Origin of the sequence: Alishewanella sp. SMS8 (assembly GCF_030737935.1) — a bacterium.
GTDB classification, from domain to species: Bacteria; Pseudomonadota; Gammaproteobacteria; order Enterobacterales; family Alteromonadaceae; genus Alishewanella; species Alishewanella maricola.
Genome location: NZ_JAPJEA010000002.1, coordinates 198,199 through 223,905, shown reverse-complemented (window position 1 = coordinate 223,905; position 25,707 = coordinate 198,199). Strand labels below are relative to the sequence as shown.

The 25,707-nt window shown below is 47.3% G+C and carries 20 protein-coding genes; 10 read left to right on the top strand and 10 right to left on the bottom strand.

Going from position 1 to position 25,707, the window contains the following annotated elements; all coding sequences use genetic code 11:
• Positions 1-48 precede the first annotated feature (48 nt).
• The 6 genes from xerD to yghX all read left to right on the top strand — a co-directional run bounded on the left by xerD (position 49) and on the right by yghX (position 7,460).
• The gene (gene xerD / locus ORJ01_RS08585; RefSeq protein WP_306177676.1) at positions 49-966 is read left to right on the top strand and encodes a site-specific tyrosine recombinase XerD; all 918 of its coding nucleotides are present in this window, start codon (positions 49-51) and stop codon (positions 964-966) included.
• An 18-nt stretch (positions 967-984) separates the two neighbouring features.
• Complete coding sequence (dsbC, locus tag ORJ01_RS08580; protein ID WP_306177675.1) at positions 985-1,716, top strand: bifunctional protein-disulfide isomerase/oxidoreductase DsbC; 732 nt, start codon at positions 985-987, stop codon at positions 1,714-1,716.
• 96 nt (positions 1,717-1,812) lie between these two features.
• The gene (recJ, locus tag ORJ01_RS08575) at positions 1,813-3,546 is read left to right on the top strand and encodes a single-stranded-DNA-specific exonuclease RecJ (RefSeq protein ID WP_306177674.1); all 1,734 of its coding nucleotides are present in this window, start codon (positions 1,813-1,815) and stop codon (positions 3,544-3,546) included.
• A gap of 115 nt (positions 3,547-3,661) precedes the next feature.
• A protein-coding gene (prfB, locus tag ORJ01_RS08570; RefSeq protein WP_306177673.1) for a peptide chain release factor 2 occupies positions 3,662-4,760 on the top strand; the annotation gives its coding sequence in 2 pieces (ribosomal slippage) (positions 3,662-3,736 and positions 3,738-4,760; 1,098 coding nt in all).
• Positions 4,761-4,802: 42 nt separating this feature from the next.
• Complete coding sequence (gene lysS, locus ORJ01_RS08565; protein ID WP_226751119.1) at positions 4,803-6,323, top strand: lysine--tRNA ligase; 1,521 nt, start codon at positions 4,803-4,805, stop codon at positions 6,321-6,323.
• Positions 6,324-6,569: 246 nt separating this feature from the next.
• Positions 6,570-7,460 carry a YghX family hydrolase gene (yghX, locus tag ORJ01_RS08560; RefSeq protein ID WP_226751120.1) on the top strand — a complete coding sequence of 297 codons (891 nt, stop codon included), beginning with the start codon at positions 6,570-6,572 and terminating at the stop codon, positions 7,458-7,460.
• An 85-nt stretch (positions 7,461-7,545) separates the two neighbouring features.
• Here the strand turns inward: yghX and ORJ01_RS08555 are convergent, their stop codons facing one another.
• Positions 7,546-8,046 carry a lactoylglutathione lyase family protein gene (locus tag ORJ01_RS08555; protein ID WP_306177955.1) on the bottom strand — a complete coding sequence of 167 codons (501 nt, stop codon included), beginning with the start codon at positions 8,044-8,046 and terminating at the stop codon, positions 7,546-7,548.
• Between the two features lie 92 nt (positions 8,047-8,138).
• Here ORJ01_RS08555 and ORJ01_RS08550 point away from each other — a divergent pair, with 92 nt between their 5' ends.
• A complete protein-coding gene (locus ORJ01_RS08550) occupies positions 8,139-9,014 on the top strand; it encodes a LysR family transcriptional regulator (protein WP_306177672.1) in 876 nt (291 codons plus the stop codon).
• Positions 9,015-9,319: 305 nt separating this feature from the next.
• Here the strand turns inward: ORJ01_RS08550 and ORJ01_RS08545 are convergent, their stop codons facing one another.
• The 3 genes from ORJ01_RS08545 to ORJ01_RS08535 form a co-directional block, all read right to left on the bottom strand.
• The gene (locus tag ORJ01_RS08545) at positions 9,320-9,541 is read right to left on the bottom strand and encodes a hypothetical protein (protein WP_306177671.1); all 222 of its coding nucleotides are present in this window, start codon (positions 9,539-9,541) and stop codon (positions 9,320-9,322) included.
• 275 nt (positions 9,542-9,816) lie between these two features.
• On the bottom strand, positions 9,817-10,029 hold the full coding sequence (locus tag ORJ01_RS08540) for a hypothetical protein (protein WP_226751123.1): 213 nt from the start codon (positions 10,027-10,029) through the stop codon (positions 9,817-9,819).
• A gap of 11 nt (positions 10,030-10,040) precedes the next feature.
• Complete coding sequence (locus tag ORJ01_RS08535) at positions 10,041-10,265, bottom strand: hypothetical protein (protein WP_226751124.1); 225 nt, start codon at positions 10,263-10,265, stop codon at positions 10,041-10,043.
• Positions 10,266-10,507: 242 nt separating this feature from the next.
• Here ORJ01_RS08535 and tadA point away from each other — a divergent pair, with 242 nt between their 5' ends.
• Positions 10,508-11,041, top strand: coding sequence for a tRNA adenosine(34) deaminase TadA (tadA, locus tag ORJ01_RS08530; protein ID WP_306177670.1), 534 nt, complete (start codon positions 10,508-10,510; stop codon positions 11,039-11,041).
• Between the two features lie 172 nt (positions 11,042-11,213).
• Here tadA and mltF read toward each other — a convergent pair whose 3' ends face one another.
• Entirely contained in the window at positions 11,214-12,650 is a 1,437-nt protein-coding gene (gene mltF, locus ORJ01_RS08525) for a membrane-bound lytic murein transglycosylase MltF (protein WP_306177669.1), read from the bottom strand.
• 163 nt (positions 12,651-12,813) lie between these two features.
• Between mltF and purL the strand changes: the two genes are divergently transcribed.
• A complete protein-coding gene (purL, locus tag ORJ01_RS08520; RefSeq protein ID WP_306177668.1) occupies positions 12,814-16,704 on the top strand; it encodes a phosphoribosylformylglycinamidine synthase in 3,891 nt (1,296 codons plus the stop codon).
• A gap of 222 nt (positions 16,705-16,926) precedes the next feature.
• Here the strand turns inward: purL and ORJ01_RS08515 are convergent, their stop codons facing one another.
• The 5 genes from ORJ01_RS08515 to ORJ01_RS08495 form a co-directional block, all read right to left on the bottom strand.
• Positions 16,927-17,844 carry a histone deacetylase family protein gene (locus ORJ01_RS08515; protein WP_306177667.1) on the bottom strand — a complete coding sequence of 306 codons (918 nt, stop codon included), beginning with the start codon at positions 17,842-17,844 and terminating at the stop codon, positions 16,927-16,929.
• Complete coding sequence (locus ORJ01_RS08510) at positions 17,844-19,688, bottom strand: bifunctional acetyl-CoA hydrolase/transferase family protein/GNAT family N-acetyltransferase (protein ID WP_306177666.1); 1,845 nt, start codon at positions 19,686-19,688, stop codon at positions 17,844-17,846. Before ORJ01_RS08510 ends, ORJ01_RS08515 begins: the two co-directional genes overlap by 1 nt.
• Positions 19,689-19,835: 147 nt before the next feature.
• Entirely contained in the window at positions 19,836-20,531 is a 696-nt protein-coding gene (locus ORJ01_RS08505; RefSeq protein WP_306177664.1) for an OmpW family protein, read from the bottom strand.
• A 146-nt stretch (positions 20,532-20,677) separates the two neighbouring features.
• Positions 20,678-22,270 carry a DUF3300 domain-containing protein gene (locus ORJ01_RS08500; RefSeq protein WP_306177663.1) on the bottom strand — a complete coding sequence of 531 codons (1,593 nt, stop codon included), beginning with the start codon at positions 22,268-22,270 and terminating at the stop codon, positions 20,678-20,680.
• A gap of 116 nt (positions 22,271-22,386) precedes the next feature.
• Positions 22,387-24,093: a lysophospholipid acyltransferase family protein gene (locus ORJ01_RS08495; protein ID WP_306177661.1), complete on the bottom strand. Its 1,707-nt coding sequence runs from the start codon at positions 24,091-24,093 to the stop codon at positions 22,387-22,389.
• 231 nt (positions 24,094-24,324) lie between these two features.
• On the opposite strand from ORJ01_RS08495, the gene ORJ01_RS08490 reads away from it, so the two are divergent.
• Positions 24,325-25,245, top strand: coding sequence for a glyoxylate/hydroxypyruvate reductase A (locus ORJ01_RS08490; RefSeq protein WP_306177660.1), 921 nt, complete (start codon positions 24,325-24,327; stop codon positions 25,243-25,245).
• Positions 25,246-25,707 lie beyond the last annotated feature (462 nt).

The window sequence follows — 25,707 nt, the reverse complement described above, 5'->3', positions numbered from 1 at the left end:
ATGGCTAAATCCGCTACTATTGGCACACCTGAGATCGTTAAGCTTGCTATGAGCCAAACAATACATGCTGCCTTGACAGCTGATACGCAGCAGCGTATTCAACAATTTTTGGATCAGCTTTATTTAGAGCAAGATGCCAGCCCGCACACGTTAAGTGCTTACGGCTCGGATCTGCGGCATTTTGCGCTGTTTTGTCAGCAGCAAAATATCAAACTGCTCAGTGTTAGCGGTGAGGATGTGAATGCGTATTTAGCCAGGCGCTACGATCACGGGATCAGCCCTCGTTCTGCCTCTCGGGTGTTAAGTAGTTTACGGCGTTTTTATCGTTACTGGCAGCAGTTGGCGTTGATAAGTACGAATCCGCTGGAGCATTTATTAAATCCAAAAATTGGCAGTAGCTTACCGAAAACCCTATCAGAAGCCGATGTTGATGCTTTGCTTGGCGCACCGGATTTAAGCGAGCTGATCCAATTTCGTGATAAAGCCATGTTAGAGTTATTATATGCCACCGGCTTACGCGTGACCGAGTTGGTTAGCTTAACCATGCAGCAACTGTCTGTGCAACAAGGTGTGGTGCGGGTGCTAGGCAAAGGTCGCAAGGAACGCTTGGTGCCTATGGGTGAAGAAGCACAGCATTGGCTAAGTCGTTATTTACGCGAAGCGCGGCCACAGCTGTTAGGGAGTGCGCAAGATGTGCTGTTTCCGAGTAATCGACAACAAATGATGACCCGACAGACCTTCTGGCACCGTATCAAATTTTATGCAACAGTGGCGGGCATTAAGGCAACCTTGTCACCTCATACTTTACGACATGCGTTTGCCACGCATTTACTGAACCATGGGGCCGACTTAAGGGTCGTACAGATGTTATTGGGCCACAGTGATCTGTCGACAACACAAATTTACACGCATGTTGCCCAAGTGCGCTTGCAGCAACTGCATCAACAACATCATCCGCGGGGTTAGTGCGGAACAAGGAACACTATGACATTCGGTTTAAAAACTTTAGCGGCATTATTTATCGCCAGTAGCCTACCGCTGACCGCTTTAGCAAATGAGGCTAAAATTACTGAATCGTTGGCCCAAGTTGGGCTAACGGTGCAACAAGTCAGCCCTTCGCCAATGACTGGCGTATCGCAAGTGCTGACCGATCGTGGTTTGTTCTTTATGTCAGACGATGGCCGGTTTTTGGTTGCCGGTAATGTGCTGGATATGCAAAATTGGCAGCAAGTTCGTGGTCAACAAGTGCCGACTAACTTAAAAGAACAGTTAATGGCCCCGATTATTGTTAAGAAGCTGGCCGAGCAAAAAGACAACGTTATTGAATATAAAGCCCCGAAAGAAAAATATGTGGTACATGTGTTCACCGATCCCAGTTGTGGTTATTGCCGCAAATTACACTCAGAAATGAAAGAGTATTTAAAAGCCGGTATTACGGTGCGTTACTTGGCTTATCCCCGTGCTGGTGTTGCTTCAGAAGTGGGTTTACAAATGCAGCACATCTGGTGCGCCAAAGATCAACGCGGTGCCATGGACAATGCCAAGGTGGATAAAACGGTGGCTAAAGCCATGTGTCAAAACCCTGTAGCCACGCATTACGAGCTGGGACAGTTTATCGGTGTTACCGGCACTCCTGCGGTGATCCTGCCTGATGGTCAGTTGATCCCAGGTTATATGCCCGCAGAAGCCATGATTAAAGAACTTAGCGCAGGTTAGAGCAAAATTAGCCATTACTTAGCAGATATTGTGCGCTATGGGTTGCCCAACACGGCAACCCGAGTAGCAAAGGTCAACACGCTCTAGGAGTTACGCTTGCAGCAAAAACAGATCCTGCGCCGCGCCTTACCCACGGTAGCAGCCGAATTAGATAGCAGTTTGCATCCGGTGTTACGTCGGTTGTATTTAGGCCGAGGGGTACAGCATGCCGATGAATTGCAACGGCATGCCGCTGCCCTGTTGCCGTTTAATTTATTAAAGGGTATCGATACTGCTGCTGTACTGTTAATTGAAGCACTTGTCCAGCAACAACGTATTGTTATTGTCGGTGACTTTGACGCCGATGGTGCTACCAGTACGGCAGTGCTGATGAGCGGTTTAAAAGCGTTTGGCTTTAAATACCTCGAGTATATGGTGCCGAATCGCTTTGAATACGGTTATGGTTTAACGCCAGAGCTGGCTGAGATCGTGGTGGCGCAGGGCGCAGAACTGATCATTACCGTCGACAACGGTATTTCAGCAATAGAGGGCGTTGCCTTAGCTAAAAAAGCCGGTGTGAGAGTGCTCGTCACCGATCATCATTTACCCGGCGCCGAATTGCCCCAAGCCGATGCGATTGTTAATCCAAATCAACCTGGCTGTACTTTCCCCAGTAAAGCGTTGGCCGGTGTTGGCGTGGCCTTTTACTTATTGTTGGCCCTGCGCGCGACCTTACGGCAACAAGGTTATTTTCAACAACAGGGCTTATCTGAACCGAATGTTGCGGAACTGCTGGATTTAGTTGCCTTAGGTACGGTGGCCGATGTCGTGCCGCTAGATACCAATAATCGTATTTTGGTGCATCAGGGCTTAATGCGCATCCGTGCCGGTAAATGTCGGCCGGGTATCCAAGCGTTAATTGATGTGGCCAATCGCACGGCCGTAAAACTTACAGCAGCAGATTTTGGTTTTGCGCTAGGGCCGCGCTTAAATGCCGCCGGGCGCTTAGATGATATGGCGCTGGGTATCAGCTGTTTACTGGCGCCGTCGATTGGTTTAGCACGGCAATATGCGGCAGAGCTTGACGCGTTAAATGCTGAGCGACGCAACATCGAACAAAGCATGCAGCAAGAAGCGCAGGCATTTTTAAGCCAGCTGTCTTTTGATGGTAGCGAGTTACCAGAGTGTTTATGTTTATACCGCGCCGATTGGCATCAGGGTGTGATCGGTATTTTAGCCGGCCGCATTAAAGAGCAATTTAACCGGCCAACCATCGCTTTTGCTCAAGGTGATAACGGTGAACTAAAAGGCTCGGCGCGTTCGATACCCGGCTTACACATGCGCGATTTATTAGAAGAAATTGCCAGCCAGTACCCTGGGTTAATTAAAAAATTTGGTGGCCATGCCATGGCCGCTGGTTTAACCATTGCTGAAGAGCGCTTAGATACCTTTATGGTTGCGCTGAGTTTTACCGCGAAAAAATATTTAACACCCGAGCAATTAACCGCCGTGATCATGAGTGATGGCGAGTTAGAGCGAGATTGCTTTGAGTTAGATTTTGCCCAGCTACTGCAAAATGCCGGGCCTTGGGGCCAGGCCTTTCCTGAGCCGGTATTTGATGGTGAATTTAAGCTATTAAGTCAAAAGATGTTAGCCGACCGCCATTTAAAAATGTTACTGCAAGGCCCCGGCGGCAAGTTAGTTGATGCCATTTGGTTTAATGCCGATAACAAGGCGTGGCCCAATGTGAATATTCAGCAGGTACGCTTGGCTTATCAGTTAGATATTAACGAATATCGCGAGCAACAAAACTTGCAATTAATTGTGCGGCATATGGATGCCGTAAGCTAAGTTGCGGCTTGTTAAGCGCTTGTGCTAATTTTCCAGATAATAACTGCCCTAAGTGGCAGTTTTTTTGTTATAATCCGCGCCAATTTTTTGGTCGAATTACAGGTTTAACCACAACATGTTTGAAGTAAATCCGGTTTATAACAGTATTAAAGATCTGACTGAACGCACTAATGTGCTTCGGGGGTATCTTTGACTACGATGGCAAAAAAGAACGCTTAGAGGAAGTCTCGCGCGAACTGGAAGATTCTGCCATTTGGAATACACCGGATAAAGCTCAAGCATTAGGTAAAGAACGCTCGGCACTAGAGCAAGTGGTTGGCACTATCGACAGGCTAGACCAAGGCTTAGAAGATGTCGCGGGTTTAGTGGAATTAGCGGTAGAAGCTGAAGATCAAGCTACCTTTGATGAAGCAAAAGGCGAATTAGCCGACTTAGAAAAACAATTGGCCTTACTAGAATTTCGCCGGATGTTCTCAGGTAAAAACGACGAGAACCATTGTTACCTCGACATTCAGTCAGGCTCTGGTGGTACGGAAGCGCAAGATTGGGCCAGCATTCTCATGCGTATGTATTTACGTTGGGGTGAAGATAAAGGCTTTAAACCTGAACTTTATGAAGTGACCGATGGCGATGTGGCCGGTATCAAAGGGTGTACCATTAAATTTACCGGTGATTATGCTTATGGATGGTTACGTACCGAAACGGGTGTACACCGTTTAGTGCGTAAAAGCCCGTTCGACTCGGGTAATCGCCGCCATACGTCGTTCGCTTCGGTGTTTGTGTCGCCGGAAATTGATGATGATATTGAAATCGATATCAACCCAGCCGATTTACGCATTGATACCTATCGCGCCTCGGGTGCGGGTGGTCAGCACGTTAACCGTACCGATTCTGCCGTACGGATCACGCACTTACCGACCAATATTGTGGTGCAGTGTCAAAACGATCGCTCACAACATAAAAACCGTGACAACGCCTATAAGCAATTACGTGCTAAGTTGTACGAGTTTGAATTACAAAAACAAAATGCCGAGAAACAAGCACTCGAAGACACTAAATCGGATATCGGCTGGGGCAGCCAGATCCGCTCTTATGTGTTAGATGACTCGCGCATTAAAGATTTACGCACCGGCATTGAAACGCGTAATACACAAGCCGTGCTAGACGGTGATCTGGATAAATTTATCGAAGCCAGCCTAAAAGCTGGTTTATAAACTATAACTGACTTATTTATAAACTCACTCAGGAATCAAAAAATGTCTGAACAGCATACTCAACATGAAGAAATTCAGGATGTTAACAAACTGATTGCTGAGCGAAAACAGAAGTTGGCTGCGATCCGCGAGCAAGGTAATGCCTTTCCTAACGATTTTCGTCGCGCCAATATTTCTGATGAAATTCATGCTAAATATGATGCGTTAAGCAAAGAAGAGTTAGAAGCGGCCAAGGTTGAAGTGAGCCTTGCCGGTCGTATTATGACGCGCCGTATTATGGGTAAAGCCAGTTTTTGTACGCTGCAAGATATGGGCGGCAAGTTTCAGGTGTATGTGGCGCGTGATAGCCTGCCAGAGGGGCTGTACAACGAGCAATTTAAAAAGTGGGATTTGGGCGATATCGTTGGCGTTAAAGGCCATTTATTTAAAACGCAAACGGGCGAGTTAACCGTGTGGTTAAGCGAAATTCGCTTGTTGACGAAAGCGTTACGTCCGCTACCAGATAAATTCCACGGTTTAACCGACAACGAAGCGCGTTATCGCCAGCGTTATTTAGATCTGATCTCGAACGATCAATCTCGTAAAACCTTTTTAGTGCGTAGCAAAACGGTGTCTTATATCCGCCGTTTCTTCAATGAAGAAGGCTTCTTAGAAGTTGAAACACCGATGCTACAGGCCATCCCCGGTGGTGCCTCGGCACGGCCATTCGAAACACACCACAATGCTTTAGATATGCAGATGTTTTTGCGTATCGCCCCAGAGTTGTATTTAAAGCGCTTAGTGGTCGGTGGTTTTGAAAAAGTATTCGAGTTAAACCGTAACTTCCGTAACGAAGGCGTTTCAACGCGGCATAACCCAGAATTCACCATGTTAGAATTTTACTGGGCTTATGCTGATTACAACGATTTAATGGATTTAACGGAGAAGTTATTCCGTGGTTTAGCATTGGATGTGCTAGGTAGCACCGAAGTGCCGTATCAAGGTGAAGTATTCGATTTTGGTAAGCCGTTTGCGCGTATGTCGGTTACCGAGTCTATTTTACATTACAATCCAGAGCTAACGCTTGAGCAGTTAACCACGCGTGAAGCGGTAGCTGAGTTAGCGAAGTCACTGAAAATTGACGTTAAACCTAACTATGGTCACGGTCGTATTTTGATGGAAGTGTTTGACGAATTAGTTGAAACCAAACTGCGTCATCCTACTTTTATCACCGAATACCCCGCAGAAATATCGCCACTGGCGCGCCGTAACGACGACAATCCAGAAATTACCGATCGTTTTGAGTTCTTTATTGGTGGTCGCGAATTAGGTAACGGTTTTAGCGAGTTAAATGACGCTGAAGATCAAGCCGAACGTTTCCGTGAGCAAGTCGCACAAAAAGACGCCGGTGATGATGAAGCAATGTTCTACGACGAAGACTTTGTGACTGCGTTAGAGCACGGTTTACCGCCTACAGCAGGCCAAGGCATAGGTATTGACCGCTTGGTGATGTTACTGGCCGATGCTGCGTCTATCCGTGATGTGATCCTGTTCCCACATATGCGGTTACATCACGAAAAGTAAGCGCAAGATACACAATAACGATAAGCCAGGTTAAGCCTGGCTTTTTTATGCGTTGAACAAGGACTTCCTTGCGTTAAATCCCCCCTGAGCTAAGCAAACTAACTGCTAAGCTAAAGCGTAACTTATCATTGAAAGCTTCGGCTGATGTTGCACTGTGCTCAAAGGTACATTGCAGTAGCCTGTCGCGAGCTGTTGCCCTGCGGTAACACTGCAAATAAGAATAACCTTTATCCACAGGAGAGCCTTATGCCTCGTTTAACCGCGGCCGATTTCAGCCCCGAATTGCTAGAACTGTATGATTTTTATGTGCATGGCCAATTAACCCGGCGTGATTTTCTAGAAAAAGCCACCAAATATGCCATTGGCGGTATGACAGCCTTAAGCATTTTATCGGCACTCACGCCTAATTATGCGCTAGCCGAGCAAATCTCCTTTAACGATCCAGAAATTAAAGGCAGCTACATTACTTACCCATCACCTAACGGCCACGGCTCAGTGCGCGGTTATATGGTGGTGCCTGCAAATCATAGCAAACCAGTAGGCGGCGTTTTGGTGGTGCATGAAAACCGCGGTTTAAACCCTTACATTGAGGATGTGGCAAGGCGCTTAGCCAAGGCGGGTTTTGTTGCGCTGGCGCCAGATGGTTTAAGTTCGGTGGGCGGTTATCCGGGTAACGATGAAGTGGGACGCGAGCTACAGCGCCAAGTTGATCCAGAAAAGCTGATGAATGACTTCTTTGCCGGTATTGAGTTTTTGCGTGACAGCGCACTCACCACCCAAAAAATTGGTATTACCGGCTTTTGTTACGGTGGAGGTGTCTCAAATGCTGCCGCAGTGGCTTACCCAGAATTAGCGGCGGCGGTGCCATTTTATGGGCGGCAAGCACGCCCAGAAGATGTGCCTGCTATTCAAGCGCCGCTGCAATTACACTTTGCGGAAACCGATCCACGGATTAATGAAACCTGGCCGGCTTATGAAGCCGCATTAAAAGCCGCGGGCAAAACCTATGAAGGGCATTTTTATCCTGGCACAAACCATGGTTTTCATAACGACTCCACGCCACGTTATGACGAAGCCGCAGCTAATTTAGCGTGGCAACGCACCATAGGCTGGTTTAACCGCTATTTAGCCGATTAGTTCGGGCAAAATAGTGGCCATAAAAAACGCGATTGGCATCCTGGCTAATCGCGTTTTTATATTGTTTTATGTTAGCGCTGTGAGTTTAGTAAGCGCCGGCACTGTAGATTAATTCATAGCTATGGCTATAAATTTCTAAAATATTCCCAAACGGGTCTTCCATATAGATCATGCGATACGGCTTTTCGCCCGGATAGTAATAACGTGGCTTCGGCATGCGCTTTTTCCCCCCAGCTGCAACAATACGCTCTGCCAATTCTTCAACGTTTGGATCTTGCACACAAAAATGGAAAATACCGGTTTTCCAGTATTCAAAATTGTTTTCTGGGTTTTCTTGGTTAGTAAATTGGAATAATTCAACACCAATACGATCACCCGTAGATAAATGGGCGATGCGAAAACTGCCCCAGCCGGCACCAAACACGTCAGTACACATTTCACCAATGGCACTCGTGTCTTCTGTGATCTCAGTGGGCGTCATAATCAGATACCAGCCGAGTACCTCAGTGTAAAACTTTACTGCCGCTGCCAGATCAGGCACTGAAATACCGATATGTGAAAAATTTCTTGGATAAGTATTGCTCATCATTTAGCTCCTTTTTAACAGTGATCACAGTATATAAAGGCGCTATAATTATGTGAAATTATCATTTTTAATTAAAATAAGTATAAAACGTAATGATTAATCCGCAATGGTTACGCAGTTTTTGCACCTTAGTTGAAGTAGGGCACTTTACCCAAACCGCACAACGCTTGCATATGACGCAATCGGGTGTGAGCCAGCATATGCATAAATTAGAACAACAGCTTGGCGTGACGCTGTTAGATCGCCATGGTAAACAATTTACCTTAACGGATGCGGGGGAACGGCTGTATGCTGAGGCGCGTGAGTTGGTCGCGGCTTTGTCGAGTTTGCCGCAGCGCTTGGGGCATGATCCCGCTTTTCAGGGAGAAGTGAGACTGATGTCGCCGGGCAGCGTGGGCTTAAAGCTGTATCCGCATTTACTGAGCTTACAACAGCAGCATCGACAACTGATAATTGATTACCGTTTTGCGCCTAATCGCAGTATTGAACAGGCAGTCGCCAATGGCGAAACCGATATCGGCATTATGAGTTGTGCCGCCACACTCAGCAACGTTAGTTATGAAACCTTAACCACGGAGCCATTATTGTTGGTCACTCCGGCAGGTTGTGCTGATCTTAGCTGGTCCCATTTGCAACAACTTGGTTTTATTGATCATCCCGATGGCGCTCATCATGCTGCGCTGTTACTTTCGGCTAATTACCCAGAGTTTCAAGGCGTATCATTTATTGCAAAACACGGCTTTTCCAATCAAATTGCTCTGATTTTAGAGCCGGTCAGTCGGGGGTTAGGCTTTACAGTATTACCTGCTTATGCTGTAGAAATGTTTGCGCAGCAAAGCCTCATTCAAGTTCACCGCTTGCCGCAGCCAGTCAGTGAAACCTTGTATTTAGCCACCCGAGCTCAGCAACCGTTGGCGAATAGAGTGCATACGGTAATTAAAGCGACTCAGGCAGGTTTAACCTGCTAAATAGCGCCAATGCAAAGTCAGGATGGGAGCGCCAGCGTGTATCATGCGCTCAGATCTTTAATTTTGCCTTTTTCGGGCACTGCAGGGTAACTGTTACTCCTAAAACACAAACGCTGCTTAGCACTGCTGTAGCGATGTGATCGTTAGATGGCGTCTCCGGTACGGCAAGCGTAGCGGAGACGAGAGCGTTGGAGAGAGAGTTGTGTATCAAGGGCGCTGGTCTTGTTTTGGCTGCTCAAAGCATTTATATCGCATACCTAACAACTAAGGCTATCCTCTTAAGATTCATTGTCATCACGGGTTATTTATGAAGAGTGTGGCTGACGCTTATCACGCACTAACCACCACACCAGATAAGCTAAAATCAGCAGGGGTAATACGGTGACGGCTAAGCTAACACCAATACCGATAATGGCACCGATAACACCCATGATAACAGCAAATACTGTGGCTAAGATGGCGAGTAATGTAGGTAAGCAGTAAATACCGATAGCGATAATTAGTATGGTCGCGAGTGTTCTGTTCATAAGTCATTCCTTTTGATTAAGAGGTTTACCGCTGGATTCAGCAAGTTCCTTGTATACCAATCAAAAGCTATGCCAAAAAATAAATTGTATTTTTTCAATGCCTTATGATTTTAGGTTGGAGGTTGTGACAGATTGATCACACAAACGTAGTGATTTTGACTAAGAATTAGTCAAAAATTTAAACGCTAAAATATTAGCTCAAACAAAAACGCCGATAATCATATCGGCGAGTGAACTTGTGCTGGCAACATGCACTTTTAGTTTTGGTGGCGGTGCTAGAGTTTATTGATTTTTTCTTTTAACTGGTAGCTAGGCTCGGTGACAATACTTTCGAGGGTGGCCACGCGATTTTTTAGTTTAGCAATCTCATTTTGTAACGCGCTAACATCTTCGTTGTTATGTTTTGCTTTGCCTTCCATATAGGTTTTATAGCCGGAAACGGCACAGCCACATACGATAGCGATGGCGGCAATTTCAAAAGGTCCCATTAGTCACTCCTTTAACGATTTAAACGATTAATTTCTTCATTTAACTGATATTTCTTATCAGTGACGATACTTTCCAAAGCGGCAAGCCTCGTTTTGACTTTTTGTAATTCTTCTTGAATTTCTTTATCACCTTTGCCTGATGCTAAATGTTGATACTTGTAGCGCATTTTCATTGCATCATAAAAGCAGCCACCGACAATCGCGACGACGACAATAACCACCACTCCGATATCCATTTTTTTGTTCTCCTTTGCGTTTGCCCAAGCTTTATGTCAATGAGGCTGATCTGTTGACTGATTCATTAGCTGTGTAAAAACCTAAAAACACTGCAAACTGAATGCCAAAATTTAAATTGTTTAATATCAACGTGTTATGTTTTATTGTTTTGCAAGGGTAGTGTATTACCCAAAATAATAGTCAGCCTGACTTCAGTCTAGTGGTAAAATTCGCCAAGGATAGCAAAACTTTGTAAAACTTTATGACTGATGAAGATTGGATGCGCCACGCCTTAATGCTAGCCGCTCGAGCAGAAGCTACAGGCGAAGTGCCAGTGGGGGCGGTGTTGGTTAAGGATCAGCAAGTGGTTGCTGAAGGCTGGAATCAGATGATCTGTTCGCACGATCCGTCGGCACATGCTGAAATGTTAGCCGTGCGCCAAGCGGGCCAATTACTGCAAAACTATCGGTTACCAGAGTGTACCTTGTATGTCACGCTAGAGCCGTGCAGCATGTGCGCCGGTATGTTGGTGCATAGTCGTATTAAACGGCTGGTGTTTGGTGCCAGCGATTATAAGACCGGAGCGGCCGGCTCGATCATGGATTTGGTGTGTCATCCCAAGTTAAACCATCAATTAGAGGTGACCGCTGGGGTGTTGGCTGAAGAGTGTTCGATGATGTTATCGACGTTTTTCCAGCGGCGTCGCGCTGAGCAAAAGAAGCTTAAACAGCAGAAGGGGCCGTTGGAAATTGTTGAAAAGACGTTTGGTAATGACGGCGACGTCGATTTAACTTAACTGTCTTCACACTGCGTTTTAGGCGTCGCCGACTTGACGAGACAGTCAGTAAACGCCGCCGCCGTTTTAGCGACGGTCTTTTTTTATTTAGCATTGGGTTACCTAAATTGTTTACGATTTTGTTAATAGTATGACTGCGTAAGCTCAGTTACAAGCAGCCGGTATGAATTTATTATGAAGATGGAGGTGCTAAGGCAGACGACTCTTCAGATTCATTTGTTTCTTCGACCAGTTTTTGACGTTGTTGTTCCATTCTATCTTCCAGTTGCTGCCGTTCGTCCACACCCACAAGGGTGTCGTAATAGCGACGAATATTTTCGACATACATTACCGCTTCATCACCGCGGGCAAAGCCAAAACGGGTATGTTGATACACCGACTTTTTGCGTAATAAAGGTAAGCGCTGTTTCACTTCAAGCCATTTATCGGGATCGGCGCCATCTCTCTGGGTTAAACGTCGCGCATCTTCAACATGACCCCAGCCAATGTTATATGAGGCTAAGGCAAACCATAATCGGTCTGGCATCGGGATCCGCTCTGGAATACGCGTTAATAACAGTTGCAGATAACGACTACCCCCATCAATGCTATCTTGTGGGTCGAGCCGACTGTCTACGCCCATTTGCCGAGCCGTGGGCATGGTTAGCATCATTAAACCGCGCACACCCGTGGGGCTGCGGGCTTTCGGGTTCCAGTGCGATTCTTGATAGCTTAACGCTGCCAATAAACGCCAATCCAATTCACCTGCATGTTGAAGAAACAGTGGTTTGAACTTCGGTAAGGTGTGGTCGATAGCCTGAATAAATTTAATGGTATCAACGTAGTCAAACAGCTCAACATGGCCAAAATAACGATCCTCTAATGTCACTAAGTCGCCATTTTGATAAACGTGACCAAAATATTCGATCAAGACACTGTACAGGCTGTCATCTTGGCTTTTTTGAAGTAGCCAACCCACCGGCAAATTTTCATTGAGAGTAAAGGCAATACTGAGTTGCGGAAACAAACGGCGGTTTACCGCCAGTTGGTTTGAATCGGTCAGGGTATAGTTGATACTGCCGTCGATGACTTTTTGCAGTAATTCATCGGCATCTAATTCGGGATCTTCTACATACTGAAAGTCAGCGTTTTCTTGTTGTAAAATGGCCAGGCTTTCGGCATGACTGCTGGCTTTCATCACCACAACCGGCCCGGCTAGATCGGCAAATTCACGCGGCCAAGTTGCTCCTTGTCGGTACACCACGACTTCATTGATCCAGCGATAAGGCGGTGCGGCACGAAAGCGTTCAGTACGTGAGGGCGTTAAGGTTAGTCCTCCGGCGATAAAGTCAACTTGGCCGGTTTCCAGTTTATCGAGTAACTCATCAAGGTGAAAACTAGGGGCTAAACTCAGTTCGACACCGAGGCGGTCGGCCAGTGCTTTGGCCAGTTCGTATTCAAACCCAGTAGGGCCATCTACCCCAATATAATAACTTGTCGGGCCATGTAAAATACCCACTCGCAAGCTGTTGCGCTGATAAATGTCGGCCAATTGCCCGCTTGTCTCGACCGCCGGTGGCGTGCAAGCAAACAGTAAGCAACAGCAGAGTAATAACAGCGTTTTGTGCATAATGGCGGTCCAACCTCTTTGATGAATGGCTGTTATAGCAAACTTCTTGCCGTCAGTCAGGTTTTTCGCATATCCCTCGCCGTGAATTTTCTTTATAATATGCCGCCTTTTAGGGTGTAAACGCCCTAGGTTCCACTGTCGTTCAACCAACGGAAATAAGCCTATGTTGATCCTGCGTGGTGCGCCTGCACTGTCCGAATTCAGAATTCAAAAGTTACTCGATCTTTGTGCCCAGCAAAATTTACCGGTAAGCGGAATTTATGCTGAATATATGCATTTTGCTGATCTTGCTGCACCGTTAAGTGCAGAGCAACAGGACACATTAGATAAATTATTGAGTTACGGCCCCACGGTCACCAGTCATCAACCGACCGGTCTGTTGTTACTCGTGACGCCGCGGCCGGGTACCATTTCGCCATGGTCATCAAAAGCAACTGATATTGCCCATAACTGTAACTTACCGCAGGTTAAACGCCTCGAGCGCGGCGTGGCGTATTATCTCCTAGCTGAGGACTTAACTGCAACGCAGTTAACGCAGGTGCAAGCCTTATTGCATGATCGGATGATGGAAACGGTGTTTACTGAGCTGCAGCAGGCAGAAGGATTATTTGCTAAAGCTGCGCCAGCAGAGCTAAGTTCAGTTGATATTTTAGCCGGTGGTCGCGAAGCGTTAGTGCTAGCCAATCAGCAAATGGGTTTAGCGCTAGCGGAAGATGAAATTGACTATCTGGTCACTAACTTTAAACAATTAGGCCGAAACCCGAACGACATTGAGCTGTATATGTTTGCTCAGGCCAACTCAGAGCATTGCCGGCACAAAATTTTTAACGCTGATTGGACTATCGACGGCGTAGCACAGCCTAAATCGCTGTTTAAAATGATTAAGAACACTTTCGAGCATTCGCCAGATTTCGTGTTATCGGCTTACAAAGATAACGCGGCAGTGATGGTCGGTTCAGAGGCGGGGCGCTTCTTCCCGCAAGCGGGTAGTAATGAATACCAGTATCACCATGAACCGATCCATATTTTGATGAAGGTTGAAACGCATAACCACCCAACGGCAATCTCTCCTTACCCAGGCGCGGCAACGGGTTCGGGTGGCGAAATTCGTGATGAAGGTGCTACCGGTGTCGGCTCAAAACCCAAAGCGGGTTTAGTGGGTTTCTCAGTATCTAACTTGCGTATCCCTGGCTTTGAACAGCCCTGGGAAACCGATTTTGGTAAGCCAAACCGTATTGTTAGTGCACTTGACATTATGCTGGAAGGGCCACTGGGTGGCGCAGCCTTTAATAACGAATTTGGTCGCCCAGCGATCAACGGTTATTTCCGTACTTATGAAGAGCAAGTACACAGCCATAACGGTTTAGAAGTGCGTGGTTATCACAAGCCAATAATGATTGCCGGTGGTTTAGGTAATATCCGCGAAGACCATGTACAAAAAGGCGATTTAGCACCAGGTTCTAAACTGGTAGTGCTAGGTGGCCCGGCTATGAACATTGGTTTAGGCGGCAGTGCGGCTTCATCAATGGCCTCAGGGCAATCGAACGAAGATTTAGATTTTGCTTCCGTACAGCGCGAAAACCCAGAAATTGAACGACGCTGCCAAGAAGTGATCGACCGCTGCTGGCAGTTAGGCAACGATAACCCCATTTGCTTTATCCACGATGTCGGCGCCGGGGGTTTATCTAATGCTTTCCCTGAATTAGTGAGCGATGGTGGTGTGGGCGGTAAGTTTGAACTGCGTAACGTACCGAACGACGAACTGAGTATGTCGCCATTACAAATTTGGTGTAATGAGTCGCAAGAGCGCTACGTGATGGCCATTCCGGCTGACAAACTCGCGGTGTTTGAAGAGATTTGTAAGCGCGAGCGCGCACCTTATGCAGTCGTCGGTGAAGCCACTGCAGATAAACATTTAACCTTAAGCGATCAGTATTTTGGTAATACGCCAATCGACTTGCCGTTAAATGTGTTACTGGGTAAAGCACCGAAAATGCACCGTGAAGTGCAAAGCTTGCAAGCCGTTGGCAAACCGCTCGATCGCAGTGCCATTACTATTGCCGATGCCGCCGAGCGTTTACTGCGTTTACCTACCATTGCCGAGAAAACCTTCTTAGTGACCATTGGCGATCGCACGGTAACCGGCTTGGTGGCACGTGATCAGATGGTTGGCCCATGGCAAGTGCCGGTGGCTAACTGCGCAGTTACCGCAGCAAGCTATGATACTTATCACGGTGAAGCGATGGCAATGGGTGAGCGTACGCCAGTGGCATTGCTTGATTTTGCTGCCTCTGCCCGTTTAGCGGTAGCAGAAGCCATTACCAATATCGCAGCCACGGATATTGGCGATTTAAACCGGATTAAATTATCAGCAAACTGGATGGCCGCGGCCGGTCACCCAGGTGAAGATGCCGGTTTATACGCCGCGGTTAAAGCGGTAGGCGAAGAGTTATGCCCAGCATTAAACGTGACCATTCCGGTCGGTAAAGACTCAATGTCGATGAAAACGCGCTGGCAGCAAGACGGTGAAGAAAAAGCCGTCACTGCACCATTGTCGTTGGTGATTACCGCTTTTGCTCGTGTTGAAGATATTCGTAAAACCGTCACGCCACAGCTTCGCACTGACTTGGGTGACAGTAGCTTGTTGTTAGTCGATTTGGGCCAAGGAGCCAACCGTTTAGGTGGTTCTTGTTTAGCGCAAGTGTATAAGCAATTAGGCGATAAAGCGGCGGATTTAGATAGTCCAGAGTTATTGCTGAATTTCTTCCATGCGATGCAGCAATTAACCCGTGAGCAAAAATTGCTGGCCTATCATGACCGTTCAGACGGTGGTTTATTGGTTACGCTGGCCGAGATGGCCTTTGCCGGTAAAGCCGGTCTGCAAGCGGATATTAGTGAATTAGGCGCTGATGCGCTTGCTGCGCTATACAGCGAAGAGCTCGGTGCGGTGATTCAGGTGAAAACCGCGGATTTAGCTTATGTACAGCAAGTGTTAGCAAAGCATAACTTAGCGCCGTTAAGCCACTTATTAGGTGCAGTCAGTGCCAGTGATGAGTTTGTGATCACGCAGCAAGGTAAAACCGTCTTTAGCGATAGCCGCAGCCGCTTACGCCGCATTTGGGCGGAAACCACCTATCAGATGCAAGCGTTGCGCGATAACCCAGCTGGCGCTGAGCAAGAAATGGCGGCGAAAGCCGATCAGCAGGATCCGGGCTTAAATGTAAAATTAAGCTTTGATGCTAACGTTGATGTTGCCGCGCCTTTTATTTTAAAAGGTGCTGCACCGAAGATCGCTATTTTGCGTGAGCAGGGCGTGAACTCGCAACAAGAAATGGCCGCGGCGTTTAACCGTGCCGGCTTTAATGCGGTTGACGTGCACATGAGTGATATTTTAGCTGGTCGCGTTAAGTTGGCCGACTTTAACGGTTTAGCTGCCTGTGGCGGTTTCTCGTACGGTGACGTATTAGGCGCCGGTGAAGGTTGGGCCAAGTCGATTCTGTTTAACGCGCAAGCACGGGAACAGTTCCAAGCCTTCTTCGAACGGCAATCAACGTTTGCTTTGGGTGTCTGTAATGGTTGTCAGATGATGTCGAATCTGAAGAGCCTGATCCCCGGTGCTGAGCACTGGCCGCACTTTGTCCGTAATAAGTCTGAGCGGTTTGAAGCACGTTTTAGCTTAGTGGAAGTGCAGCAAAGCCCGTCATTGTTCTTTAGCGGTATGGCCGGTTCACGGATGCCAATCGCGGTATCGCACGGTGAAGGCCATGCGGAATTTGCCAGCGCAGCGGCCTTTGCTGCGGCCAATCAAAGTGGCAATGTGGCGATGCGTTTTGTCGATAACTACGGTCAGGTAACAGAGCAATATCCGGCGAACCCGAACGGTTCACCTGCCGGTATTACCGCCCTGACCACCACTGATGGCCGCGTGAGTATTATGATGCCGCACCCAGAGCGGGTATTTCGTACCGTGGCGAACTCGTGGCACCCGGATGATTGGCAAGAAGATAGCCCATGGATGCGCATGTTCCGTAATGCGCGAGTGTGGTTAGGTTAACCTTTCGCTAAATGGAAAAACGCCAGCAAAACGTGCTGGCGTTTTTGTTTCAAGTGATGACATTTTACGATGTGTGCACTCGGCGTTGCGTACTCCGTGCGACGTTGTAAGCCTTAGACCTACTCAATGTAGGCTTATCTTTAGCTTCCCTGCAAGAGACGCCTCCAGCCAAAGTGTGCTAAATACTGGCCTAAATGTTAGGTGTCGCTGCTGTTTTGCTAGTTACATCATCCCTTTTAAAAAAGCCACCACACTGCGGCCGAGTGCGCTAAGTGCATAGCCGCCTTCTAGCATGGCGACAATGCGGCCTTCGCAATGCTTATCCGCCAGTTGTTTTAACTCGTTGCCAATCCACTGGTAATCGTCTTCGCGCAACATAAAGTGCGCCATTTCATCTTCGGCATGACCATCGAAACCCGCAGACACTAAAATGAGCTGTGGCGCGAACGCATCAATAGCCGGTATCCAATGCTCAGAGACTTGATCGCGCCATTGCTGGCTGCGACAGCCTCCGGCAAAAGGTAAATTGATGATGTGATCATTCTCGGTATCCGCCCCGGTATAAGGATAAAGCGGATGTTCAAAAGAGGAGCAAAACAGTACCCGAGGTTCGTGCTGGAAAATATCTTCGGTACCATTACCATGGTGGACATCAAAATCGACAATGGCTATACGGGATAAACCATAGTGATTGAGTGCATGTTCAGCGGCTACCGCAATATTGTTAATTAAACAAAAGCCCATGGCTTGCTCACGGGTGGCATGATGGCCAGGTGGGCGGATGGCACAAAATGCTTGTTCATTGTTGCCCGCCATAACACGGTCGACCGCATTGATACCACTTCCTGCGGCATGCATGGCGGCTTCAAGGCTTTTCGGGCTCATCACGGTGTCAGGATCTAACCAAATATGCCCCTCGGTCGGCGCTTTGGCAAAAAGCTCATCCACATAATGTTTACCATGGGCTAAATACAAACTTTCACGACTGGCTGGGGTGGCATCGAACTGCATAACCACATATTCCATTCCCGAGCGGATGATTTGATCATTAATGGCCGACAGCCGTTCACCGCACTCGGGGTGTTCGACGCCGTTGTCATGGTAATAACAGCTGGGATGACTAAAAATGGTAATAGCCATCAGTTTTCTCCTTTACCTGGGATGGTTAATTTTAAATAGACTTCTGTGGGGTCGTCACTTTTTAAACGCACAAAACCGGCATTTTCAAACACTTTTAGCATGGGTTTATTTTCAGAACGAACAAAAGCCTGCATGGAGTTAAGGCCTCGGCTGGTTGCAATATTGATCATCTCGGCCAATAAGCGTTTAGCCATACCACGGCCTTGTAATACTTCGCGAGTCACGAAGGCCACTTCGCAGCTATCTTCATTTGGGATCAGGTAATAACGTCCCACCGCTTGGATCTCCACCACCGAGCCTTTTTGTTTCACAATACACAAAGCCAAGTCTTTTGATTGATCAACGCTCACTAAGGTACAGGATTTTTCTCTGCTCATTTGTGTTGGCACAGAGTTGTAGCGCATTTGCAGCGTTTCTTTGGTGTGCGAATAAAAGAATTCTTGCAGGCGACGCTCATCAGAGGGGTTTAGTGGCCGAATATCAAATTTTTCGCCATTAAAGGTTAACTCTTTAAAGCCTACTGGGCCAAGCTCAGGGACATCGACCGGTGTTTGTAATTGATAATGCGGTACCCAATAATTTTTGCGAACTTCTGCTAATAACTGATTACGAAACTTTGGGTGTGCCACTCGAATTAACTCAAGCGCGCGCTCACGAATACTTTTACCGCGCAGTGAAGCAACCCCAAACTCGGTGACCACATAATGCACATGCGCACGGGTGGTGACTACGCCGGCGCCTTCTTTGATATGTGGCACTATGCGCGAAATGGTGCCGTTTTTCGCGGTAGAGGGCAGGGCGATAATCGGTTTACCGCCTTGGCTCATGGAAGCACCGCGGCTAAAATCGACCTGCCCCCCGACGCCACTGTAAAACATATGGCCAATCGAATCAGAAACAATCTGACCGGTCAGATCCACTTCAATCGCGCTGTTAATCGACACCATGCGATCGTTGCGGGCAATATTAATCGGTGAGTTAACATATTCGCTGGGATAAAAACCGATATGAGGGTTTTTATCGACAAAGTCGTATAGCTTTTTTGTGCCCATACAAAAGCTGGTGACGCTTTTGCCCGGGTGAAAGGTTTTACGCCGATTATTAATCACGCCTTTTTTAATCAAATCTAAAGCGCCATCGGTTAATAACTCGGTATGTAAGCCTAAATCTTTGTGATTGCTTAAATAACGTGTGACCGCCGCGCAAATTTTGCCGACACCAATTTGGATGGTGGCGCCATCTTCGACCAGTAGTGATACATATTGGCCGATCCGCTCGGTGCGCGCATCTAATTCGGGTGGTTCGATTTCCGGTAAGGCTTGTTCGGCATAGAAGAACGCATCAATGTCATCTTTATGTATAAAGGATTGGCCATAGGTTGTTGGCATCGCTGGGTTAACTTGCGCGATAACTATTTTGGCGGCTTTCGCTGCAGCCGAAATGACATCGACTGCAACCCCTAACGAGTGATAACCGTGCTCATCAGCAGGGCTGACCATAATTAATGCCGCATCTAAAGGTAAAATACCGTCCGTGAACAACGCCGGGATGTCGGTCATAAAGCAGGGGGTATAATCGGCACGCCCTTCTGCGACCGCTTGGCGAATAGTATGACCGCCGATAAATAGGGTATTTACTTTGAACAGATGCTGAAATTCGGGAGAGGCCCAACGGTTGTCAGAGAAGGTCACCAATTGCACAATTTCAATATCGTGCAGACTTTTGGCATTAGCAATTAAGTCGTCAATTAATAACGTGGGGACCGCAGCATGCGAGCCAATAAAAATACGGCTACCGGATTTTAATAACTGTTGCCAATTCAATGAAATGGTTTTTTGCGCCATGTGAACTCCGCAGCGAAAATGCTAGACCTTACTGTAGTCTAGATTGTGCAGCGGGAACAGACCCAACTTTGGTCGGATGCAGCTGGCTGCAGCCTTTGGTGAACCTGCTGGCAAGCGCCAGCAGGAGAGGTTTATCGTTTGAAGATATTATAAGGTCCAGCGTAAGCCAATCATCGCAACAAGCGGATCAATATTGACATCCACTTGTTGAATGGTATTACCTTGTACTCGAACTTGCGCATCGGTATCGATGTCCATTTTACTGATCATCAGATGCAGCCCTAAGTTTTCGGAGAACTTCACATTAACGCCGGCTTGCGCCGCTAAACCCCAAGAGTTTTTTAGTTTGATGGTTACCGCATCACCATTGTTCGCCGCACCTAAAGCCACCAAGGTTGTCACTAATTGTTGATCGGCTTCGGTATTAAAAAAGTTAGTGTAATTCACCCCTAAACCAACAAAGGGTTGAATGAGATCGCTTCCTATATCAAAGTGGTATTGCGCTAATAGCGTCGGGGGTAAATGTTTGGTTTTGCCAATGTTTAAACCGTCCAAGGCGCCATCTCCACTCATTTTATGCGTAAATGGGGTGGCCGCAATCAGTTGTACTGCCCAATTGTTTTCAAATTTATAATCGAACGTTAAGCCAAGTTGGGTATTGTTGTTAACTTTAACGCCGGTAGAGCCTGCAGGTAAACCGGCAACGCTTTCCACAACATCAAGATGGCTACTGCTATCGTTTGGCTGCACACTAATTGCACCCACATTGACAGAAAAATCAGCTAAGGCGGTGCCACTGAATAGGGTTAAACTTAAGGCTACTGCGGTGAAGATTGCTTTCATGGTGTTCTCCAGATAATTAACTGGCGCTATTGTGCGCTGTTCGTCTGCAGATACTTTGGGCTGGATCAAAAAAGCCTGTCGGTAGACAGGCTTTTTGGTTGGCAGTTTGTTTTAAATCAATAAAAAGGCCGCCTCTAATTAATTTGTTATTGACGAGATGAATTGGCCTCGACTCGGGCAGACTGATTAGCTTCTGGGCGCTGCCGGATCCGCTGTTCTTGCACGGGCCGTGCGCGTTGTTCTTGCACTGGACGTGTTACAGGTTGCACACGCTGCTCTGGCGCACTGCGATTAAGCGATGGCATGCGTTGTTCTTGCACTTGTCGTGTTACCGGTTGTACGCGTTGCTCTGGCGCATTGCGATTAACCGATTGCATACGTTGTTCTTGCACAGGCCGGGTTACGGGCTGTATGCGTTGCTCTGGCGCATTGCGGCTTAAGACACTTTTAATGCGTTGTTCCTGTTCAGCGCGGTTAATCGGTTGGATGCGTTGCTCAGGTGCATTTCGTCTCATCGACTGCGGCTGTTGTACGTTAGGTGTGGCACGCTCAATCGGTTGGATCCGCTGTTCATTGTGGCGATTAAAGGGTTGTATGCGTTCAGAGCCTACTCTGTCTTGCTGGCCTTTTACCTGAGAGGTCACAGGCGCAGTGATCGGTTGGGTCCGTTGCTCATTCTCTGCCCACTTTTCAGCAATCCGGCCTGTGTTGCGTTCTCGCTCATTCGGTCGGGTTGTCGACGCATTGCTGCGCTGCGCTTGACGAGCCGCTTCTTGTTCACGTCTTACATTACTTTGACGTAAACGACTGTCGGCAGGGATAAAGCTTCCGACGTTTTGTTCAGGCTGTACATTCGGACGATTAGAATGCTTTCGCTCGTCACGCCAGTGGTTATTGCGGTGTACGATCTGGGGTTGACGATAATACACACCCCGGCGATGGTATTGATCATGTTGCCAGCGGGGAGCCTGGTGGAAATGCTGACGCTTAGGGTAATAGCGTGGGGGTTCATAATAGTAGTTGTGTTGCACGACGACATGGCGATGCTGCCAATCGAAGATGCTGAAATAAAATGATGGCCGGATCTGAAAACCCGAGCCCCAGTAAAAGCTCACTTGATTGCGGTATGCAGCTGGGCCATGCCAATAAACCGGTGGATGGGTAGGCCACCACCAGTTACCATAGACAACGCGGGTGTCGTAGTAGGGCACATAAATCACTTCGCGCCGCGCCGGTTCAATCACAATCACCTCACGCTGACGTTCTACGATGACATGTTCACTATTACGCAGTGAACCTTGCGCATAGGCGCGTTCACGTAAACGTTGGATACTGGCTAATAAGGCTGCTTCGTCGGTTAAAAAGGCTTCACCAAGTTGCTGTGTCCACTGCAGATCTTCATTTAAGCGGTTTAGCAATTGAGGAAAGGCCGTTAACGCTTGAACGCTAGGATCCCAATCTTGTAAGCTCGCTGCTTCAACCGCCATTTCTGCCGTAAGGTTGGGGTTTTGTTCTAACCAACGTGCCGCTTGCACCACTTCTAATGGATAGGTGGCGGCGATCAGCACATGCGTCAGTACACTGTCGGGATACAGGGCCACTGGGGCCAGCATTTGATCAAATTCTGCATCACTGATTTGCACAGTGGCATTGCTACTTTTCGTTTGCGAAGCACAGCCTGTGCTCACTAATAGCAGGGTGAGCAATAACACCGATTGCAAAGCTCGATAGACTTGCATAATTCCTCCTCAGTGCTGCGTTTGGCAACTGGCCCACAACACTCTTTGGTGTAGCATACACTCAAGTTATAAAGGAAGATGGCTGAATCTTGGCTGAACTTTAAACAATCTTAGCACTAGTCTAGATATCGAGCGCGTTTAGTTGCTGTTACTAAGGATAAATCGACTAACACTAAGCCATCAACACAATTGGCAAACTCAGGATCAATGCCAAAAGCTAAAAACGTTGTGCCACCCGGGGTGCAAAGCTCACTGTATTGCTTATATAGCGTAGGTACACTGACTTTCATATTCGCTAGTAAATGTTTTAATTGGCTAAAGTCTGCAGCATAGTCGTTACCTGTAAAATGTTGGGCTAATTGCTGCACCGTTGGCGCCGCTAATGGGTAAGGACGTTTCGCTTCAGCGCTTGGTAGAGCAGACCCAAAATACAAACCATAGAAATACACTAATAAATCTCTGGCCGGTACGGGATAGCTATTTGACAAACTCACGCCGCCAAATAAATAACGCACCTGCGGATTTTGTTTTAAATAGGCACCAATGCCATACCATAAATATTCTAGGCTGCGCTTACCCCAATAGCGTGGTTGCACAAAACTTCGACCTAACTCTAAACCCTGAGCTAAGTAAGGCTGCATGGACGGAGAAAACTGAAATAAGGTTTGGGTATATAAGCCTGTTGGCCCTTGTTCTGCTAATACCTTGTTAGTATCAGCCAAGCGGTAAGCGCCTACAATTTCTAAATCTTCGTTATCCCATAACAGTAAATGAGCATAGTGGCTGTCAAAGCGATCAATATCTCGGCGTTGGCCGGTGCCTTCCCCGACAGCTCGAAAAGCTAATTCTCTTAAGCGTCCTATTTCCCGCATGATGGGCGAGCTTTGTTGATGTTGATATAAGTAAATTAATTTCCCATCACGGGTTTCACCCAACCGTTGGCACTGACTTATTGCCTTTTTTAATACTGCTCTTGGTTCAGGCCGTGCTATCGCGGTTTGCGTGATGAAAAGTGAGGGGCGATCGGTAGCAAGCCGGTATAGCTGCTTTTTGAACAGTTTTACTTTTACTGGAACCGGCAATGATAACTGGCTAAAGCTATTACAGGGGATTTGTTCGCCAATACGAACCGCCATGGTTTTTCCTTTTTGTTTAAACATCTCTCTTACCAGTAACATGCTGGCTAGGGGTTTGTATAAAGCTGAGGCAGCATAAAAAACCCATGAATTTCGTGCGGTCAGATGCAGTGGGACTATTGGTGCATTAGCCTGGCTGGCTAAGCGTAAAAAGCCACTGTGCCATTTACCATCGCGAACACCTTGCGGGCGTAAGCGTGATACTTCGCCAGCGGGGAATATTATTAAGGCCCCAGCTGCGGCTAGATGCTGTTGAATCGCCTCAAGCTTGTGCCGTTCTGTACCTCCGTTAAGGTTATTAACAGGCAACAATAAGTTTTGCATTGGCGCTAAGCTCATCAGCAGTTGGTTGGCCATGATTTTCAGATCTGGGCGCAGCCCACTGACCAGTTTTAACAGGGCTAAACCGTCTAACGATCCTATTGGGTGATTAGCAATCAGCAACACTGGGCCGGTCGAAGGGATATGATCTAGCTCATCATCACGCACGCTATAGCTAAACTGAAAGTATTCTAATACTTGTTCAACAAACTCCATGCCTTGTAAATGTGGATAGCGAGCGGCAAAAGCTTGGAATTCCCGCTCGTGCAATAAATAGCTGAGGAGCATTTTGCCGGGGCGATACCACCAGGGCTTTGGTTGATCGGACATGAAGTGCTGTTCTAATAGTTGCTCTACGTTAAGCATGATTTATTCCCAAGGCAAGATAGACTGGCGATCTAGACGAATCCTTGTAGACTACTCATCGCAGATGACAAATAAGTGGCAGTTTTGTGGCAGTTTTGACACAGCAAACACATGAAATGCTGTAGCTGTTTTCGCAGTGAATGGGGATATTTAAGTGCTATCTTAGCGACCCATTTAACAGTGCTATGCTAAGATAAAGCATTAATAGCAAGTAGCATTATAGGGGTTGTTTTGAGTATTGCGCTGATTATTCCCGATAGAAAACTAGATGATTTACAGCAACGTTTGCAGCAAGCCTTACCCACAACGCCAATTGAAATTTGGCCCGATATCGCAAAGCCAGAACACGTGACGTTTGCCGTGGTATGGAAGCAACCCACAGGCTCGGTGGCCAGCTTGCCGAATCTTAAAGCTTTGCAAAGTTTTGGTGCCGGTGTTGATGGGATCCTCAGTGATGCCAGCTTACCGCGTTTACCTTTGGCTCGGATTGTCGACCCGGCGTTAACCGAGGCAATGCTTAGTTATCTGGCGGGCATTGAAGCGTATTACCGTTTGAGGCTCGATCTGTTTCAGCAACAACAGCAACAAGCCTTGTGGCGACCGAAAAGTCCGCGTCGTTTAAGCTCATTGTGTGTACTTGGCTTAGGTGAACTGGGTACGGCCACGGCATTACACTTTAAAGCTCAAGGTTATCAAGTGAACGGTTGGTCGCGCCGCCCACAACAATTAGCCGGTGTTCATTGTTTTGCGGGTACCGAGCAATTGGCTGCTGCCGTCGGTTCAGCGGATTTGCTGATCTGTTTATTGCCTTTAACTGCACAAACTGAAAACCTGTTAAATGCTGACTTTTTTGCCATGCTCAAGCCTGGTGCCATTCTTATTAATGTGGCGCGTGGTGCCATCGTCGATGAGCAGGCGTTGCTCGCCGCGTTAGACAGTGGCCAACTAGCGGCCGCCTGTTTAGATGTGTTCCGTCAAGAACCCCTTGTGGCGGAGCATGCGTTTTGGCGGCATCCTGCCATTATGATTACACCGCATATTTCTGCGGTGACTAAAGTGGAGACCGTGGTGGCGCAAATTGCGGAAAACTACCAACGCAGTTGTCAGGGGCAATCGTTAGTTAATGAAGTCGATTTACAACAAGGCTATTAACCCTATTGAAAATAATGACTTGAATAGTAGTATTATCTTTATTAGACTAATTCTGCTAATGAGATTTTGCAGTACTTAGTAGAAATAGAGAATAAGAAGAAGTCATTTGAGGTTTATTATGAGTAAAGCGTCCAATCGTGGTTTTGGCTTTACCACACTCGCTATTGCCGTGGTCCTTATGGCGTTAACAGCGTTTTTTACCAAAGCTGAAGCATTCAGTTGGCTGATCTAAAAAAACAGGGCTGGTTATCCAGCCCTGTTTTTTTATACCTGATGATCTTGTTAATTCGACGCGTCGATATTCAGGGCTTGTTAACGTTTGCTGTTTAGATTTTGTTCGTTTGGCGATGTTTTGATCGCGAAACGAGGAGTGTAATTTAGTTATTCTAAATAAACGACGAGAGACAAAGAGCAAAGCATCGCCAGACGAACCCTTCGGGCAGCGAGTGGCTGGCATTTCTA

Coding starts and splice junctions, on each gene's coding strand:
- xerD (WP_306177676.1), top strand. CDS start 49: ATGAGCCAAACAATACATGCTGCCTTGACAGCTGATACGCAGCAGCGT.
- dsbC (WP_306177675.1), top strand. CDS start 985: ATGACATTCGGTTTAAAAACTTTAGCGGCATTATTTATCGCCAGTAGC.
- lysS (WP_226751119.1), top strand. CDS start 4,803: ATGTCTGAACAGCATACTCAACATGAAGAAATTCAGGATGTTAACAAA.
- yghX (WP_226751120.1), top strand. CDS start 6,570: ATGCCTCGTTTAACCGCGGCCGATTTCAGCCCCGAATTGCTAGAACTG.
- ORJ01_RS08555 (WP_306177955.1), bottom strand. CDS start 8,046: ATGAGCAATACTTATCCAAGAAATTTTTCACATATCGGTATTTCAGTG.
- ORJ01_RS08550 (WP_306177672.1), top strand. CDS start 8,139: ATGATTAATCCGCAATGGTTACGCAGTTTTTGCACCTTAGTTGAAGTA.
- ORJ01_RS08545 (WP_306177671.1), bottom strand. CDS start 9,541: ATGAACAGAACACTCGCGACCATACTAATTATCGCTATCGGTATTTAC.
- ORJ01_RS08540 (WP_226751123.1), bottom strand. CDS start 10,029: ATGGGACCTTTTGAAATTGCCGCCATCGCTATCGTATGTGGCTGTGCC.
- ORJ01_RS08535 (WP_226751124.1), bottom strand. CDS start 10,265: ATGGATATCGGAGTGGTGGTTATTGTCGTCGTCGCGATTGTCGGTGGC.
- tadA (WP_306177670.1), top strand. CDS start 10,508: ATGACTGATGAAGATTGGATGCGCCACGCCTTAATGCTAGCCGCTCGA.
- mltF (WP_306177669.1), bottom strand. CDS start 12,650: ATGCACAAAACGCTGTTATTACTCTGCTGTTGCTTACTGTTTGCTTGC.
- purL (WP_306177668.1), top strand. CDS start 12,814: ATGTTGATCCTGCGTGGTGCGCCTGCACTGTCCGAATTCAGAATTCAA.
- ORJ01_RS08515 (WP_306177667.1), bottom strand. CDS start 17,844: ATGGCTATTACCATTTTTAGTCATCCCAGCTGTTATTACCATGACAAC.
- ORJ01_RS08510 (WP_306177666.1), bottom strand. CDS start 19,688: ATGGCGCAAAAAACCATTTCATTGAATTGGCAACAGTTATTAAAATCC.
- ORJ01_RS08505 (WP_306177664.1), bottom strand. CDS start 20,531: ATGAAAGCAATCTTCACCGCAGTAGCCTTAAGTTTAACCCTATTCAGT.
- ORJ01_RS08500 (WP_306177663.1), bottom strand. CDS start 22,270: ATGCAAGTCTATCGAGCTTTGCAATCGGTGTTATTGCTCACCCTGCTA.
- ORJ01_RS08495 (WP_306177661.1), bottom strand. CDS start 24,093: ATGCTTAACGTAGAGCAACTATTAGAACAGCACTTCATGTCCGATCAA.